The following is a 17,089-nucleotide window of genomic DNA, read 5'->3' as shown; positions in this document are numbered from 1 at the left end:
GTAAATACTATAACTTCTGGAATTAATAAAATATAGATAATACGAGAAAGCTGTAATTTTTTTAAAACTTATAATCTTAACATCTTATTATATCACATATGTCAAGATATTTAACTATATGTATAACACATATAAGAATATCTATTCAAGAAGAAATCTTCTTCTGTGAGAAGATATTCTTCTTAATTACTTCTATGCTATATTACTTTTAATAATTGTGACAGACCTACGATTAAGTCTATATGCTTCCTCTTTATTATCTTTAGTAACTTCAACTTCAGGCTTGTCTTTTCCATAAGAAGTAGTTTCTATTTTATCTCTGCTTACACCTAATGTCACTAAGAATTGTTTAACGGTATCAGCTCTCTTTTTGCCAAGAGCAAGATTATATTCTCTGGTTCCACGTTCATCACAATGCCCTTCAATAATTATTTTGACATCTGGATTACTTTTTAACCAAGTACTTTGAGCTCTTAAAACTCTCTTGCTTTCCTCAGAGAGATCAAATTTTTCAGTTGCAAAATATACTTTATGTTTTCCATGTATAGCTTGTAAAAACTGTTCATGCTTTACATCAACATATTCTGCTTGTTGCGCATTCGCATTATTACTTGTTACTTGATCGCTACTTTCAGCATTAATACTTGAGATAATTCCAACTATATCATCGTTATCTTCTTTAAAATCTTTAGTTCCTACAACTTTAGAAATAAAGTTACTCTGTTTAGATCTTTGCCATAAACATTTCCACTTGTAACCAGAAAGTAGCACTAATACACATATACTAATAATTGACTTTTTAATCATACTTGCTTATCCATCAAAATATTTAAAATGTAGTAATTGCAGTATTGCAACTATTTTACACATCTAACCAAAAAAATTAATAAAAAATCTTCATTATACGTAATTAATGTTGCTAAATACTAAGCTAATTACTTCTAAACTTAATATTTAACTTTTAAATTAACAATTGATATTTAAAGGCAATTTTTTTTAAATCGCCTTTAAACTAGATTTACTTATTAATGTTAGGTAAAGCAATGTAAAGCATTCTATCTCCTCTTTGCACTGTAAAGAAAATTTCATTATGCTTTATATTTGTCACTATTTCTCTTAGAGTTTTAACAGAAATATCTTTTTTATTATCATCACGTTTAACTGATAAAATTATATCTCTAGGTCTTAGCCCCATTTTTAAACCATATCTCCCCCAAGAAGAGTTAGGCGAAACTTCAAGGACAAATAACCCATTATTATTAGCTGAAGTAATATTATATTTCTTCACTAAATCAGGTGTAAGATCAACAAATTTTACACCATTAACCACAAGGCTTTGATCATTACTTTGTTGCTCACTATCCTCACCTTTGTTGGCAATAATTTTACATTTTAGAGTCATCGACTTACCATTACGTAAAAGCTCAACTTCTCTTTCAGAATTAAGCATAGTTGAAGATACAGCTACCTGTAAATCTCTCCCTGTTTTGATCGCTTTATCATGAAATTTAGTAATTACATCTCCAGGAGCAATTCCACATTGTGCTGCAGATCCTTCTTTTATAACTTCAGTTATTAGAACTCCATTTTGATCTTGTTTAAGTCCTAAATTCTCATTTAATTCTGGAGTTAATTCATTAAGCATAACATTTAACATACCACGACGAATTTTTTCTCCTTTTTTTAAGCATTCAACTGCTTCAAGTACAGTATTAGATGGAATAGCAAAACTTATGCCTGAGTAAGATACGTGAATGGAATTAATTCCAATAATTTTTCCTTCAAGATTAAACATCGGTCCACCAAAGCTACCCATATGAATAGCAGCATTAGTTTGAATAAAATCAGTTACTATGCCGTTACCCATATCTCGTCCTTTAGAAGAAATAATGCCATTTGTTACTGTTCCTCTTAAACCAAAAGGACTTCCTATTGCAATAACCTGATCTCCTACTCTAGACTGATTTGAGTCGCCAAAAGTCGCATAAGATAATGCTGCTGGAGAATTAATTTTTAATAAAGCTATATTAATTTTATTGTCACTACCAACTAATTCTGCTATGAGTTCTGAACCATCATGCAACTTTACTTTTATATTTTCAGCTCCTGCTATAACATTCTCATTAGTAACAATATACCCAGAACTATCAATGATAACCCCAGAACCTAAGAACACTTCTTGCTGATACTTAGATACCTTATTATTAAAACTAATACCAATGTTAGTATCTACAGCATAAATACTTACTACTGTAGATATTAATGGCTCAACTATATCAGATAAACTATTTACATTAATATGCATATCAGATTTTTGTTGAGGTAATAATGCTTTTTGATTTAGTAGCGATTTAGAATGAACATTACTTATACCTTGTAATGCAAATACTATTAAATGTAAATAAAATGCCTTTTTCATAAACTTAACCTTTAATATTAATTGTTACTTAAATTCAAAAACTTAAACAATTCACTATTAGGAGATAATACAAAAGAAGTATCATCCTTTCTTAGCACTTTAGAATAAGTTAATAATGATTGGTAAAACCGATAAAACTCTGGATCTTGACTATATACACTATTGTATATATGAGAAGCCTCAGCATCCCCTTCCCCTTCCAATATCTTGGCCTGTTTATATGCTTCTGCTAAAATAATATCGCATTCTTTATCAGCTCTTGATATTATTCTCACAGCCTCCTCCTTTCCTTCAGCTCTAATCTGCTTAGCTTCTTTTTCTCTCTCTGTCTGCATTCTTTGATAAATTGCAGCACTATTCTCCTTTGGCAGATCAGTTCTTGAAATCCTTACGTCAATTACATCTACTCCAAATGATTTACCCTCTTTATTTACTAAATCATAAATATCAGACATAATTTCTGATCTTTGCTTAGACAACAAAGTAATAAAAGTAGCTCTTCCAATAACTTTGCGCATTGCTGACTCAATAGTTTTATTTAATCTAATTTTTACTCCATTATGATTATACACTGTTTTAAAAAAAGTAATAGGGTCAATAATCTTAAATTTAGCAAATGCATTAACAATTACTCTCTTACCATCTGCGGCTGTTAATTCTTTAGCTGATACTTCAACAGAAACTAACCTTTTATCAAAATATAATACATTTTGAACAAATGGTACCTTAAACCTTAACCCTGGCTCTGAAATAACCTTTACTGCTTCTCCAAATTGAAAAACTACTGCATACTGATTCTGCATAACCTGAAACACAGAATTAAATATCGCTAGTACTGCTACAACAGCTATAACAATTGTTAAGTACACTTTTTTTATCGTCATGATTTAAACCTTACTACTTATATTTATTTAAGCGATATACCCATATGAGGCAATAATTTACTCTCATCGCTTATAATAATTTTTTTACTACCTTGTAATATTGTTTCAATAGTATTAAGATATAACCGTTCTTTAGTAATTTCCTTGTTTAACTTATACTCTACTAATATTGCATTAAATTTCTGAGCTTCTCCTAACGCTTTAGAAACAGTTGCTTGCTTATATCCTTTGGCTTCTTCAATCAACTTAGCTGCTTTTCCTCTAGCTTCAGGTATCTTATCGTTTCTATAAGCTTGAGCTTGATTTATTTCTCGCTCTTTATCAGCTCTTGAAGTTTGTACATCACGATAAGCATCAATAACTTCTGATGGCGGCTCAGCCTTTAATAATTGAACCTTTTCTATTTCGATACCAATTGAATATTGATTCAAAATTTGCTGAATTAATTTTTCAATTTTATCTGCTATTTCCTGTTTTTGATTTGATAAAATTGAAGCAATTGGCGTTTCACTAATTACCTCTCTAATAGCACTTTCTGCCACTATTTTAACAGTCTCCTCTGGAAAAGCAACATTAAAAACAAATGAATACAAATCCTTAATATGCCACCTAACATTACAATTCAACTCTACAATATTCTCATCTCCTGTCAACATAGTGCTGCTTTCTCCTAAGTGTTGATTATTTATAGTTCTATTATTGAGTCGATAAGAATAAACCATATAGTTACCACTACTAGTATTAGCCTCTCTTCTAGATTGCACTGAACTATATCCAACTTCTGTTTGTCTTGACATCTTTACTCTTTCGATTATTACCTTTTCTAAAGGATGAGGAAGATGATAATTTAATCCAGGATAGGCTTTGCGAACATATTCACCAAATCTAATAACTATAGCTTCCTCCCCTTCATTAACCTTATAAACACCTGATAATAACCAAATTACAACTATGGTAAATATTAAAATTAGCATAGTTTTAATGCTAAAACTAAAATTTACAGGTAGAAAAAAATTATTTTTACTTTTTTTTAAAAATATATTTTTTGCATCATCCATATTGTCCCAGGGTGATTTCATAAAAACCTATTTAAATATTCTAATAAACGTTTTACTTAACACTTGTTACTGTTGCAAATTTATATATTACTTAATACAGCAAGTTAAAAGAATATTTCAATCTTACGTAAATGAAAATAATCGTTATAACAGTATACAATAAGCAAAATATATATTTATTTACTCGAAATTCAATACTGATATGAATATTAATTGTGTTATCAATGAAATAACCAGTAAATTAACAACTTTAACCTTTTCTGATGGTACTAAACTTATAGATGTAATTTCTAATCCTAAAGTAAATAATCAACAAATAAGCTTTGTAATGTTTATTAATAGAGATCAATATTCCGAAGCTTTACTATTACAAAAAAAAGCCACAATAATACTACAACAAGAAATACATAATATTACAAATGTTCATATAGTTATTAGTAATAAAGATCAAGAACTTTTCAACTGTAAAAGCAACAACAGTAATAATAATATAAACAAAAATAAAATAAAAATAACAGGAGTAAAACATATTATTCCTGTCATTTCAGGTAAAGGTGGCGTAGGAAAATCAACTATTAGTGCAGCGCTTGCGCAAGATCTTAGGGATAAAGGATTTAGAGTAGGATTATTAGATGCAGACTTTTACGGACCATCTATTCCAACAATGTTTGCTATTAATCAAAATGCTAAATTCATTCAAAATAAAATATTACCAATTAATAAGAATGGTATAGATATTTTATCATTAAGTTTATTAACAAATAATGACTCTCCATTAGCTTGGCGTGGAGCTATGACTTCTAAAGCATTACATCAATTATTAATGGCACAGTGGAATAACATTGATTACTTAGTTGTAGATATGCCTCCTGGCACAGGTGATATTCATATTACATTAACCACAAACTATGAAATATTTGGTATTATAGCAGTTACTACTCCTCAACTAATTTCGACATCTGAAGTAAAAAAATCATTAATTTTATACAGAAAGCTAGGAATTAATATAATAGGTATTGTAGAAAATATGAGCTATTTAGTTAGTAGCACAAACGATGTTATTTTCCCATTTGGAAAAAATGGAGCTCAAAAGATAGCCCATGAATTTCAAATTCCACTTTTAACTCAAATACCAATTAATTCAGAAATCTCCACCAAATGTGATCAAGGACAAAGTATCAATCACTTAATTAAAGTAGAATGGCTGCAATATATATAATGCAAGTTCATTGCCTAGCATATTTTTAAACGTCAGTTTAGGACAAGAAAAAGTATGAAAGATATAATACAAAAGGTCTACAAAAGATATTATGTAATATCTTTAAATATAGTTTCAATTAATAACAGTTTATTTATTGCTCACATGTCTGTAAATGCAATTTTAGGATAAGAAACAATTAGAAATATGTAATATACAAGTGTTATAATGGTGAATGTTCAGGTTATTAAGTATGAATATTTGTAGAAATATGAGCAATAAATAAACGTTTATTAATTAAAACGACAGATAATATATAATTATACATTATCTCTTGTATGCCTTTTACTTACTATCTTTCATATTTTCTCTTATCCTAAATTAGCGTTTTAAGTGAAACTACAGTAGCACTAATTCCTTTACTAATAATGAGATCAATTAACTTATATATTTTACCATGTAATGGCTCGTAAAAATACAGGTAGCAAAATGCGTTAATGTTATATATAGTTATTTACAATGAGTTTCAAGCATAGAAAGAAGCGATAATAGATTCATAAGATTTAGCAAATTTAGTAATTTGATTTCTAATACACTCCACATCTTCTACACTCCACATCTTCATATTATCCCAAAACTTTTCTACCAGATTTAAATCTAGAAAATAAGGTAGCAGAAAAATAACTTTACAACCACAGATTCTATTAACTATTTTATCGCTTCTTTCTATGCTCAAACCTCATTGTAGATGACTATAAATGCTTATACTATAAGTTATTAATTCCAGTAGTCTTTCGACTCAGTATCATTAGCTTTCTAAGACCTCTCTTACCTACTATCAGTTGCCTAATAATAGGCTTACTTTTATTCATCAGAGATACGTTAAGTTGGCTATCTTCTTTATACCGAAGAGCTGGTATTTTTAAAGAAGACTGTGTATTCCTTCTTACAGCTAAGCTTTTCAGCTTTATCCCTATAACAAAATTTATCTGGAGTATCTACTTCTACATTTACGATATTTTTCATACAAAGATTCACTGTAGTTTAACCAATTTTAACTTTACTTTGCCCATATTTTCCATCCAGATTAGTACTTTAGTTAGGCTTTTTATCACGTTTAGTACACAACAGTTACCAATCTCATACCGCAATAGTGGTAACTAACTTAATTGAGTCTGTATTTAAGTATTAAACATCTAAATTTAGAACATACTAGACATCGCTCTCCTATTAATTTCTTGGTTCATATAATTTGCCTCTCTTCCAAGTTATTATATCTTCAAACTCAATTCCAATCTTATTCCATCTTCTTTTTCTTCCTCTGCGTTATCCTAATCTGACATTATAAAGAATATAAAGTGTAGAAGAATATATGTTTACACTATATACATAAAGAGTTAAAAGACCTGTAATATTTATTTTTGCTATTTTTTATGTCAAACTTAGAGTTTCTTTACTATATCTTCTTTCTATTCTGATGTAACTATTTTTTTGATTTATGCTATATACCATTTAATAACTATAACATCTCTTAGTCTAATAATATTACTAGATTAGTTGCAGCATTACCATAGCTTACTTCTGTTCTATCAATAAACTTTTTGCATATGTAACTTATGCTATGTATTCTCTGAGTTTATAGATTTTTTAGACTTCGAAAGTTTTATTGCATCAAAAATTGATAAAGCCTGAGTAACTACTGAACTACTGTCATTAATGTTTGATGGTATAATTACTGTATTAGTTTCTTTAGCTATTTTAGATAAAGCATCAATATACTGTTCCGCAATACGTAGCGAGACAGCGTCACTTCCTCCTGTATTGTTTATTGCTTGTGCTAGTTGCTCTATTCCTTCAGCCGTAGCTTTCGCAACTAGCAATATAGCTTCAGCTTCACCTACAGCTCTATTAACTTGATCGATTTTTGCAGCTTCAGAATTTAAAACGACTTCCGCTTTTCCTGCTTCTGCTATGTTGATTTGTGACTGCCTCTTTCCCTCTGATTCAAGTATTTGAGCACGTTTTTGTCTTTCTGCTGCTACCTGAAGCTCCATAGCTCGTAATACAGATTGCGGAGGGTAAATATCCTTAATTTCATATCTCATACACTGAATTCCCCAGTTTGCAGCTGCATGATTAATAGATGTTACAATAGCTATATTTAAATTTTCCCGTTCCTCAAAAGTTTTATCTAGTGGAATCTTTCCTATCTCTGATCGCATAGTTGTTTGAGCTAATTGAGTAATCGCATAATATGGGTCACTAACTCCATAAGAAGCTGCTATAGGATCTATAATTTTAACATATAGTACGCCATCAATAGATAAGCTAACATTATCGTTAGAAATAGCTGTTTGTGCAGTTACATCAATTGCTTGCTCCTTTAAGGTATGCTTGTATGCTACTCTATCTACCATTGGGATTATAAAATTTAACCCTGCAGGCAAAACTTTATGTAGCTTACCTAATCTTTCGATTATCCAAGCTTGTTGCTGAGGTACGATTTTAAATACATTAAATAGTATAATACCTAGTACAACTAACACGAATATATTTATTATATTTATACTTAATATCATAATTTTTATTTTCCAAAATTAATTAATTCACTATTATACTTTAATATATAATATATGGTCAAGGATATACAATTCTATATCATAATCATATAGTTATTGCATAAGCTTAAAAAGTTATTGTACAATATTTGTAATATATACTAAGTTTATTTAGTACAAATCAACTTAGTTTTAAAGATAATTTATCGTAGTAATCTACCAAAGTAATTTTTACATAGTAATGATTAATTTTAATCAAAAGTAACAAATTTAAGTATGGACGGCTTTGAACTAAACAAAGTAGCTGCATCTGTTTTATTAACAGGTGTAATAATAATGTCAGTAACTATATTAACTGATACTTTATATAAGCCACTTCTACTTCCTGCTAAGCGTGGTTATCATGTTGATGCAATTAACGATCAAGCTCAACAGGGTAACTTTAGTCCATTAGCAAAAGATGCTATATTCGAGCTTGATGAACAAAAAATTGCTGAATTAATAAAAAATGCTAGCTTAGAATCTGGTAGTAAGCTTTTCAAACAAAAATGCTCTTCTTGTCATACTAGTAACAAGGATGGAGTTAACAGAGTTGGACCTAATTTATATGATGTCGTAAATAGAATTAAAGCTACTTATCCAAATTATAATTACTCTGCTGCAATGACTTCTCAAGGCGGTAGCTGGGATGAGAAATCTTTGTTTTTATATTTACATAAACCAACTAAATACATTCCAGGTACTAGAATGTCATTTATTGGATTACCTAATGCTAAAGATATAGCAGATGTAATAAAATTTTTAAAAGAAAATACTAATAAATAAGAAATGCTTGTATAGTTCAAAGTTAGATATAATGAATATAGCGGAGAATATAAGGAGTAAGTATTTAACCATAGTCTAACATAATAAAAATAAAGATAACAATTATAAAAAGTACTAGACTTATTGCTTAATAGAATACTTTAGCAGGAATAGCATCAATCATAAAAATAGTTTAAATAACATGAGCTTGATATAAGAAACATATCAAAATATAGGGAGCGAAAGTATTGCAGATTGTTAAGGTATATGTATAGTGTTAAACATTATAACTTCCCTTGAAACTGATTTCAGAAGCTTTAAATTGCACAAAAATCAGAATCAATTAAATACAATACGAGTTCGATATAAGAAGTATAGTGTAGTAGTAAGAGCTAGCTTTATACGCTCTAATTTAGAAGCATACAGTGCAAAAATTAATGAAATTGGCTAAAGAGATAAACAATTCACATGATTTTTGTAATGATAACCATGCTATTACCTTTAGTTTTGTTTCTGTCTTTACTTGAAAATCTGATGTTTTCATAAATCTTCCTAAAAACGCTAATTTAGGATAAGAAAAAGTTAGAAAGAGGTAATATACAAGGCTTGATGCTGTTTCAGCACCTTCTGATATAATTGTTACATTAGTGTTGTTCGCATTTTGTTTTGCGATCGTTATGAACGATCTACTGATTTTACTAAAGATCTTCAGTTAGTTAAAATATCTGCCTTATATCCTGTTTTCAAATTTAGATATACAGCCTGTACTATGGTAATTTCTCCTTTCGCATTTTTTGCAAAAGCTGTAAATGCTGGATAATTTTCTCTCGTTTCTTAGAAGGTTTATTCTTGAATTTATTATATACATTGACAATTACAGTAAATCATTTTATAAGCTTATGCTTATAATAACAAGGTGATTATTTATGAATATTATAAGTATTATAAACAGTATTGCTGAGAGTAGTAAATATTGTATAGTTGCTATACCTAAAGAATTATCAGGAGTAGCAAAGCTACTAGGAATTAAGGCATATGAGATTTGTAATTTTACATTTCTTCGTCCATATGGATATAATACTTATAGTAAAAATTTGTATGAGCTTAAGGGGTGTGATCAAAACTTAAAGCTAAGTTTATCTAATAATCATACTGAAGTGTTATTTAGTATTACTGAGCACTGCGTTAAAACTCTAAAAATGACATTCCCTAACAACATAGATGATGGTACAAATATAGAGTTTTTTAAAGTAGTAAATAACTTATTTTTATCTAATAGTAGTATAGGCTGTAAAGTAGTAAATTGTATTAAGGAGGATTTAATAGAAGCTTATTATGGCATATATAACTCAACAATTGAAGAAAATACTAGTGTAATTTATAACACCAGTATGATTACTAGTAGTAATCAATACAATAGTAGTCAGTACAACGAAAATAACTACTGGTTACCATTATCTGCAAATTATGTGCCACATGCTATAACTATAGGAGCAGTAGCTACTGTAGCTATTCCTACAGTTATAGCATGCTATCTCAAGCATAAAAACAATGCTTTAGAAGCTCTCAATCGTGATCTAACTACTAAGCTAAATCATGAATATGATGAGTTGCCAAATCTTGATTTATTGAATAATCAGATTTATGCTGAACCATTAGTTTCTACTGTTTCTTATCAGACTAAGATATCATTGATTCCTCCTATATATGCCAGCATTCAAAAGAAAAACAAACTTTCTGATAATCAGATAGATAGTATTAACAGTAAAGCAAGTACTAACTCTACTACTGCTCTTTCTACCTTTGTTGAGAGTAATGATAATGATAGCGATAATACATATGATGATATTGTGCATGATCAAGAAGGAGATAGTAACAGCCACAATTATCCTAATCAAGAAAAAAATGAGGAACATTTTGAGTTACAAAAAAATCCTATTTATAATGAAGTAAATAACGATTTACTTGGAATTACTCTAGATTCAATTTACAGTTAAACTAGTATATTTTTTCTTCACTAACTTTTTTTTTATTCCTTATTATGTAACTAGCGCTAAAATATGTAGCAGTATAAATATTTGATATTTTTTTTTACCGTTTGAATTATAATTTTATTGCTAAGTGATTATTGAGATAGCTTTTATGTAGGATACAAATTCTGCAAGAGTTACATAACTTCAGATATTCTCTTAGCAGATAGATATAATGCGAATTACAAACATCACTGTGAGCTGTTATGTATAGCTCATTTTGTAATTCGCTCTGTGCAGGAATAGCTTACATTAGACCTCTTTCGAAACTGGTTAAGGTAGTTCAAAATTATTGCTGATAAATATCGAAATAGACGTAAAGAATTCGGCCTTAGATTTAATTTGATCTCTGGCATTTATAATTTTAAACTACCTTAACCAGTTTCGAAAGAGGTCTATTCAATTTCAAATCTTCAGCACTACCGTCTAACTCCAATTTTTGGGGCTATATCTGCTTTTACAATTTGTTCAGGCTCTATTTTTATGTTCTGATTATTAACTAATTTCATGATTTCAGGTATCACAAGCTCCTTAACAGCTATATTTGCAGCTATAAGAATCTTTTCTCCTTGAAATGCTTGATAGTACTTCAAATTATTTACATTTGAGCTATATACCATTCTGCTATCAATACCGATCTCCTGGAAACTTGATATCGCTTTTTCTTCTGCAGACAAAAGGGTTACATCATAATTGTACTGTCTTTGTTCTTTGATTTGCATAAACAATGGAGTAGAAATATCTTTGGTGGTACATTGCTTTATGCTATTCTCTTGTTGGACTTTTTCTACTTTAGCTTCTTGCTCTGGTTTTGCGGTAAAGTGATAATATTCTTCATTCACATGAGATCTATAATTGATATCGGTGATTATAGACTTAAACCAGTTTTCGATTTTACTCAAAACAGTTGTCTTTGTCCGTTCTTTTACATCCTTAATAATTTTTAAATTAGCCTCTTTACGTAACTCATTTTCATTTGCTACTTCATTAATTAAACTCCTAATTCTAGTAGGTCCAATATGCTTTTGCAGCTTTTGCAGCACTGTACTTATCTCATCAACTCTATTTGATAAGCCTAATTTAGCGAAAAATGCATTAATTATTTCTTTTACTTTTTCATGAATCATTTCAACTTCTTGAATAATATACGACTGACCTTTTACTGTTCTAAATTTAGGCTCTAAGTCAACAGCTTTACCACCTAATTCTTCTAAATTCAACTCCTTATCGTCTGGCAATGCTATTACTAATATCTTTCAACAACTTACTATTTCTTCTTTTTTCGGTTCGTTCCACCTCGTTCATTAATGTTTGAATATTCTTGAATTTTTGATTTACATAAGCCGGTATCAGCACTGTATGATATACGTTATCTTTCTTACGAGAGAAGTTATACCTTATATTTGTCTGCTCATTTTTAACAATAGTTCTTGCATTATACTATGCCTTACAACAACTATCACCTCATTAACTTCTACTTAAAAATTCAATTCTTGCAAACTGTATCGCCTTTTTCTAACGGTAAAAAACATGACTTTAGATTATTTAAGGAATCCAAAATTCTTATCCATCCTAAGGTTAAAGCGATTACTGATTCAGGATATCAAGGTATACAAAAAATTCACAATAATTCTGAATTACCAAAGAAAAAAAGCAAGAAAAATCCTTTAACTAAAAATGATAAAAAGAATAATCGTAGGTTAGCAGGAGAAAGAAACGTTATTGGTATGCTAAAACGGTTCAAGATTATTGCTGACAAATATCGAAATAGACGTAAAAGATTTGGTCTTAGATTTAATTTGATCTCTGGCATTTATAATTTTGATCTACCTTAACCAGTTTCGCAAGAGGTCTATTATAATAATAACTGCCTTGAACAAAGTTACCTCTGTTGCGATGACACATAAATCATAATCTTACATCCATTCTGTGCCAATCTAATCTATAACCAATGCTAGCTTCTAATGTATCGTAGTTAGTAGCAATACCAGCTGAAGATTTTAGATAAAATGGCGAAGTATCAATACTAACTTTAGAAGCATTGAAGTTTACATTGCGCTGTACATATCGATGGTGAAGATAATACAACGAATGCTAACATAACAGCATAACACGGTTGTAAAAGTGATTTCAAAACAGCTACAACTTGTTTAGCAAAACTAAATTTCTCAATTTTTGCTAAACAAGCAAGAACTATAGCTTGCGTTTTTGCTTATACACATGGTATTGATGTAAGCAAGGCAGTTTTATTGAGAAGATCTTTGTTATTTTTAATATGACCGTTGATTAGTTGTTCAATTTTTCTAATTTGTTTTTTAAGGAATTCAATATGCATTTGAATATTAGACCTCTTTCGAAACTGGTTAACGTATCAAAATTATAAATGCCAGAGATCAAATTAAATCTAAGACCGAATCTTTTACGTCTATTTCGATATTTATCAGCAATAATTTTGAACTACCTTAACCAGTTTCGAAAGAGGTCTAGTTTAAAATAGCGGATTAACATTGCAGTCAAAAATTGATACAGTTAGCAGAAATTTATCTACTAGTGCTGCTTAACATTAGTTCTCTTTGACTGATGAATCATAACATCAGTAACATCTCATGCCTTTTGCTACATATCTGTGAGTTCTAATTGTACTATGAACAAAACCTCTCTTATCCATCAAGAAAATAATTTTTTCTTTGTCTTTGTATCGTTTTATCTTATTCTGAAATTTTAATCTCTCTTCTTTTTTGACTTTAGATGTTTTAAAGTTTTTCTTATATGTAATATTTAATCTCTTTAAGCTTTTTGTATACCTAACTTACTTACTCATAGTCGTTCAGCTCTTTCATATTGATATGCGTTACTATCTTGTCTCACGTCTTCTTTTAGTTTATCAATAAAGATTTTTGTTAAAGCTCTGTTTCTGTTTTTTAACGCAATATGTTTTAATGCAATACAAACACTGTATTCTTTCCTATCACAAAACGTTTTGATACTGATTCAAAACTAATTTTCGCTCTTTCCTTATATGTTCAGCACATTTTTTCAGAAAACCTATAGAATATGTCATACTAATTACTTTTTCATTAGACCTATTTCGAAACTGGTTAAAGTAGTTCAAAATTATAAATGCCAGAGATCAAATTAAATCTAAGAGAGAATCTTTTACGTCTATTTCGATATTTGTCAGCAATAATTTTGAAGCGTTTTAGCATACCAATAACGTTTTCATTCACAACTCTTGCTCCTGCTAACCTATGATTATTCTTTTTATCATTTTTAGTTAAAGGATTTTTCTTGCTTTTTTTCTTTGGTAATTCAGAATTATTGTGAATTTTTTGTATGCCTTGATATCCTGTATCAGTAATCACTTTTACCTTAGGATGGATAAGAATTTTGGATTTCTTAAATAATCTAAAGTCATGTTTTTTACCGTTAGAAAAATCTGTACATATTACTTGGCGCGTTTTCTTATCTACCACTATTTGAGTTTTTAGTGTATGCCTTTTCTTCTTTCCTGAATAATAGAATTTTTGTTTTTTTTAGGTCTTTCTATAGGAGTCTCAGTAGCATCAATCAAGACTACTTCATAATTCATATCACTCTTCATTATAGCTTTACGACCTGGAAGAGCAAAGTTTTGGTGTTTAACTAGGGTGTCTTCTACCCATTTTACAGCTTTATATGCTGAACTTTCACTAATTCCATAGTTCTGACCTATATGGAAATAAGTACGGTATTCTCTAAGGTATTCTAACACCATCAGCAACTGTTCCTCCAAATTGAGCTTATTTTTACGTCCACCTTTTGATTTCTTAAGACCATCAGCTTTCCTCAAAATATCCACCATCTTTGAAAATGTCCTCTTCCTTACTCCTGTTAATCGACGAAATTTTTCATCCTTTAACTCTTTAATCTGATCTAATTTCATTATTACTTCAAATTAGATTTTTATAACACCATTCTACATCATTCTCTAGTTTCGAAAGAAGTCTATTATTGCAATTGCTTTAGAAGCTTCTTCTAATCTATATCACCAAATTTTATGTTAATATCTCAAAACCAACATTGTAAATACAGGTTTTTTAGCCTAAGAATACCGTCCGATTTTTTTAGTTATTCAAAAAAGCTAGTTACTTATCTGCACACAGGCTATTAGCCTTGGTCTCACTACTGTACACTAGCTTTCTTTTTGCTATTGCTATAATTTTTATTTTATTACAATTTCACTTATTTTCATCATACAAGGCTTCCCTAAGTGTTTCTATCTTACATACATGCACATATAATCTCCAAAAAATCGCCATTACTTTTCAGCTTTAGCTTTGATATATATTTTCCTTTTCAGGTCTTGTAATTCTATTTTATCATTCGTCATTACCTTACTTGTTGTTAAAATAATGTTATCAGTATGGTACCTTTGTTCCACAGGCGTTACTCTGCTTCATTGCTAATACATGCCGCCACTCCGTCATCATCTTATTTTTAACTCATTTCATAGTTTACTAGCTATAGAATCTACATTGTTCTAAAATCTTTCTTTCTGGAATGAGTAGGATTTCTACAGTTACTTAATGTCCTTATTATCATGCTGACACTACTACTCAGCTACAGTGTTCAATTGTGTATCAGTTAGTTTTCAGTGAACATTCTGCTTTCGGTATACGGTCGCTAACTCAGACTTTGAGTCTTCGCATTTTCGGAGCCACTTATGCGTTTCATCTTTTTTCTTGTCCTAATCTGAAATTATTAAACAATTTGCTCAAAGTTTAGCTGATAGTTCTAAACCTTAAGCATCTTGTCCTTATTTTTATCACTTCTTAAGTATTGAGCATGCTTAATTTAGATCTATTATTTTTAACTGCAGTAATAATATAATTGATTCAATATCAACTTTCATAGAACTAACAAGAATTTGAAATCACTCAAAACTAGCAATGACAGGAGCATGATCTGAAGCTCTATGATTGTTTCTAGTATGATAATCAATATAGCAATCTGTAGCTTTTAGAGCAATAGAGATCGTACAAAGTATATAATCTATACGCATTCCTAAGTTACGCTCAAATGCTCCAGCTCGATAATCCCACCACGTAAATTTTTTTTGTCGCTGGTGAAATAATCGATAAATATCTATAAAATTATGATTTATTAACTTACGTATATATTGCTTTTCAGGCAAGGTAAAACAAGTTGTATTTTGTAACTCTATAGCAGAATAAACATCATTATCGTATGGGGCAACATTAAAATCTCCACCCAATATTATTGATTCACCTAAATTTTTACTACTATGTAAGTACTTAATAAATTTATCAATGAAAAGTAGCTTAATTTGAAATTTATCACTATTGACTTCTCCTCCATTTGGAACATAAATTGAAATAACTTTAACATATCCTACTTCAGTTAAACAATTTGCTTCAATGAATCTTGCTTGATCTGGGCAAGGGTTGCCCAAAAAACTAAATTTTATATCTTCTAGAGGGAATTTTGATAGTATTGCAACACCATTGTATGACTTCTGGCCATTAATACTGAAATTATATTTATGTGACTCATTAATTTCTTGAAAAGGAAAGTTATGGCTTTCACATTTGATTTCCTGTAATAAAATAATATCTGGCTGTGTATCAGAAATAAGTTGGTTTAGTTGATATGCTCTTGCCCTAATAGAATTAATATTCCAAGTTAAAATTTTTAGTTTACAGCTCATAATAATATTTAGTATATTTGTAACCAAAACTTTTTACAAGATGTAAGTTAGTATCATCTGTAAAACAAATAATGTATTTCTGCATAAAGGGTTATTATCTCGTTTGCAATTTATACTTTTTATCAATGCAAGGGTAGATTATATGGAACAAGAAAAATATATTAAAATGCTAGAATAGGATAAGTGAAAGTATGAAAAGTATAATACAGAAGAGGTATACAAAGAATAATCAGTTATTAAGAATGGATATTATAAAAGCATATTTGCTAAAAAGCAAATGTTAAATACATAAACTAAATATTACATATAAAAAAAGCTTTAAAACATCTGAAGGCAAAAAAAGAAGAGAGATTAGAATTTCCGAATAAGATAAAAAGGTACAAAGACAAAGGAAAAGTTATTATCTTTATAGAAAAAGATAGGCATATATA

The 17,089-nt window shown here is 29.5% G+C and carries 12 protein-coding genes and 7 pseudogenes; 6 read left to right on the top strand and 13 right to left on the bottom strand.

The features are described 5' to 3' along the window. Nucleotides 1–192: 192 nt before the first annotated feature. The 4 genes from pal to hflK all read right to left on the bottom strand — a co-directional run bounded on the left by pal (nucleotide 193) and on the right by hflK (nucleotide 4,382). The gene (gene pal, locus DK405_RS01370; protein ID WP_052691657.1) at nucleotides 193–807 is read right to left on the bottom strand and encodes a peptidoglycan-associated lipoprotein Pal; all 615 of its coding nucleotides are present in this window, start codon (nucleotides 805–807) and stop codon (nucleotides 193–195) included. Between the two features lie 211 nt (nucleotides 808–1,018). Continuing rightward, nucleotides 1,019–2,419 (bottom strand): DegP-like serine protease TSA47, encoded by a 1,401-nt coding sequence (locus DK405_RS01365; protein WP_045912334.1) that lies wholly within the window; start codon nucleotides 2,417–2,419, stop codon nucleotides 1,019–1,021. A gap of 17 nt (nucleotides 2,420–2,436) precedes the next feature. Further along, nucleotides 2,437–3,303 carry a protease modulator HflC gene (gene hflC / locus DK405_RS01360; RefSeq protein ID WP_012461824.1) on the bottom strand — a complete coding sequence of 289 codons (867 nt, stop codon included), beginning with the start codon at nucleotides 3,301–3,303 and terminating at the stop codon, nucleotides 2,437–2,439. A gap of 23 nt (nucleotides 3,304–3,326) precedes the next feature. Beyond that, a complete protein-coding gene (gene hflK / locus DK405_RS01355; RefSeq protein WP_045912333.1) occupies nucleotides 3,327–4,382 on the bottom strand; it encodes an FtsH protease activity modulator HflK in 1,056 nt (351 codons plus the stop codon). 181 nt (nucleotides 4,383–4,563) lie between these two features. On the opposite strand from hflK, the gene DK405_RS01350 reads away from it, so the two are divergent. Further along, nucleotides 4,564–5,580: a P-loop NTPase gene (locus DK405_RS01350; protein ID WP_045912332.1), complete on the top strand. Its 1,017-nt coding sequence runs from the start codon at nucleotides 4,564–4,566 to the stop codon at nucleotides 5,578–5,580. A 358-nt stretch (nucleotides 5,581–5,938) separates the two neighbouring features. Here the strand turns inward: DK405_RS01350 and DK405_RS13575 are convergent. After that, nucleotides 5,939–6,067: pseudogene (locus DK405_RS13575) on the bottom strand (DnaB-like helicase C-terminal domain-containing protein); the annotation flags it as partial. A 682-nt stretch (nucleotides 6,068–6,749) separates the two neighbouring features. On the opposite strand from DK405_RS13575, the pseudogene DK405_RS16020 reads away from it, so the two are divergent. After that, nucleotides 6,750–6,894: pseudogene (locus DK405_RS16020) on the top strand (IS982 family transposase); the annotation flags it as partial. 284 nt (nucleotides 6,895–7,178) lie between these two features. On the opposite strand, the gene DK405_RS01335 reads toward DK405_RS16020, so the two are convergent. Further along, complete coding sequence (locus DK405_RS01335; protein ID WP_109510561.1) at nucleotides 7,179–8,138, bottom strand: SPFH domain-containing protein; 960 nt, start codon at nucleotides 8,136–8,138, stop codon at nucleotides 7,179–7,181. Nucleotides 8,139–8,393: 255 nt separating this feature from the next. Between DK405_RS01335 and DK405_RS01330 the strand changes: the two genes are divergently transcribed. From DK405_RS01330 to DK405_RS01320, 3 genes and pseudogenes are all read left to right on the top strand, one after another. Then, nucleotides 8,394–8,942 (top strand): c-type cytochrome, encoded by a 549-nt coding sequence (locus DK405_RS01330; RefSeq protein WP_045912329.1) that lies wholly within the window; start codon nucleotides 8,394–8,396, stop codon nucleotides 8,940–8,942. Between the two features lie 905 nt (nucleotides 8,943–9,847). After that, nucleotides 9,848–10,918, top strand: coding sequence for a hypothetical protein (locus DK405_RS13570; protein ID WP_231967550.1), 1,071 nt, complete (start codon nucleotides 9,848–9,850; stop codon nucleotides 10,916–10,918). Nucleotides 10,919–11,233: 315 nt separating this feature from the next. Beyond that, a pseudogene (locus DK405_RS01320) lies at nucleotides 11,234–11,329 on the top strand (IS5/IS1182 family transposase); the annotation flags it as partial. Nucleotides 11,330–11,370: 41 nt separating this feature from the next. Here the strand turns inward: DK405_RS01320 and DK405_RS01315 are convergent. After that, nucleotides 11,371–12,189 carry a hypothetical protein gene (locus DK405_RS01315; RefSeq protein WP_064613040.1) on the bottom strand — a complete coding sequence of 273 codons (819 nt, stop codon included), beginning with the start codon at nucleotides 12,187–12,189 and terminating at the stop codon, nucleotides 11,371–11,373. Then, complete coding sequence (locus tag DK405_RS16015; RefSeq protein WP_231967906.1) at nucleotides 12,176–12,352, bottom strand: MobA/MobL family protein; 177 nt, start codon at nucleotides 12,350–12,352, stop codon at nucleotides 12,176–12,178. Before DK405_RS16015 ends, DK405_RS01315 begins: the two co-directional genes overlap by 14 nt. A 110-nt stretch (nucleotides 12,353–12,462) precedes the next feature. Here DK405_RS16015 and DK405_RS01310 point away from each other — a divergent pair. After that, a pseudogene (locus tag DK405_RS01310) lies at nucleotides 12,463–12,786 on the top strand (transposase family protein); the annotation flags it as partial. Nucleotides 12,787–12,862: 76 nt separating this feature from the next. On the opposite strand, the pseudogene DK405_RS01305 reads toward DK405_RS01310, so the two are convergent. The 5 genes and pseudogenes from DK405_RS01305 to xth all read right to left on the bottom strand — a co-directional run. After that, a pseudogene (locus DK405_RS01305) lies at nucleotides 12,863–13,052 on the bottom strand (hypothetical protein); the annotation flags it as partial. 36 nt (nucleotides 13,053–13,088) lie between these two features. Beyond that, a pseudogene (locus DK405_RS01300) lies at nucleotides 13,089–13,298 on the bottom strand (IS110 family transposase); the annotation flags it as partial. 23 nt (nucleotides 13,299–13,321) lie between these two features. After that, a pseudogene (locus DK405_RS01295) lies at nucleotides 13,322–13,408 on the bottom strand (IS5/IS1182 family transposase); the annotation flags it as partial. A gap of 641 nt (nucleotides 13,409–14,049) precedes the next feature. Continuing rightward, nucleotides 14,050–14,873, bottom strand: a protein-coding gene (locus DK405_RS01290) for an IS5 family transposase (RefSeq protein WP_109510560.1) whose coding sequence is annotated in 2 segments (ribosomal slippage) — nucleotides 14,050–14,486 and nucleotides 14,486–14,873 — 825 coding nt in all. Because the reading frame shifts where the segments join, the coding sequence is not laid out codon by codon here. A 990-nt stretch (nucleotides 14,874–15,863) separates the two neighbouring features. After that, nucleotides 15,864–16,658 carry an exodeoxyribonuclease III gene (xth, locus tag DK405_RS01280; protein WP_045912682.1) on the bottom strand — a complete coding sequence of 265 codons (795 nt, stop codon included), beginning with the start codon at nucleotides 16,656–16,658 and terminating at the stop codon, nucleotides 15,864–15,866. Between the last annotated feature and the right edge of the window lie 431 nt (nucleotides 16,659–17,089).

The sequence above is a fragment of the Orientia tsutsugamushi genome (genome assembly GCF_900327275.1).
GTDB lineage: Bacteria > Pseudomonadota > Alphaproteobacteria > Rickettsiales > Rickettsiaceae > Orientia > Orientia tsutsugamushi.
This window is presented reverse-complemented; position numbering and strand designations above follow the sequence as displayed.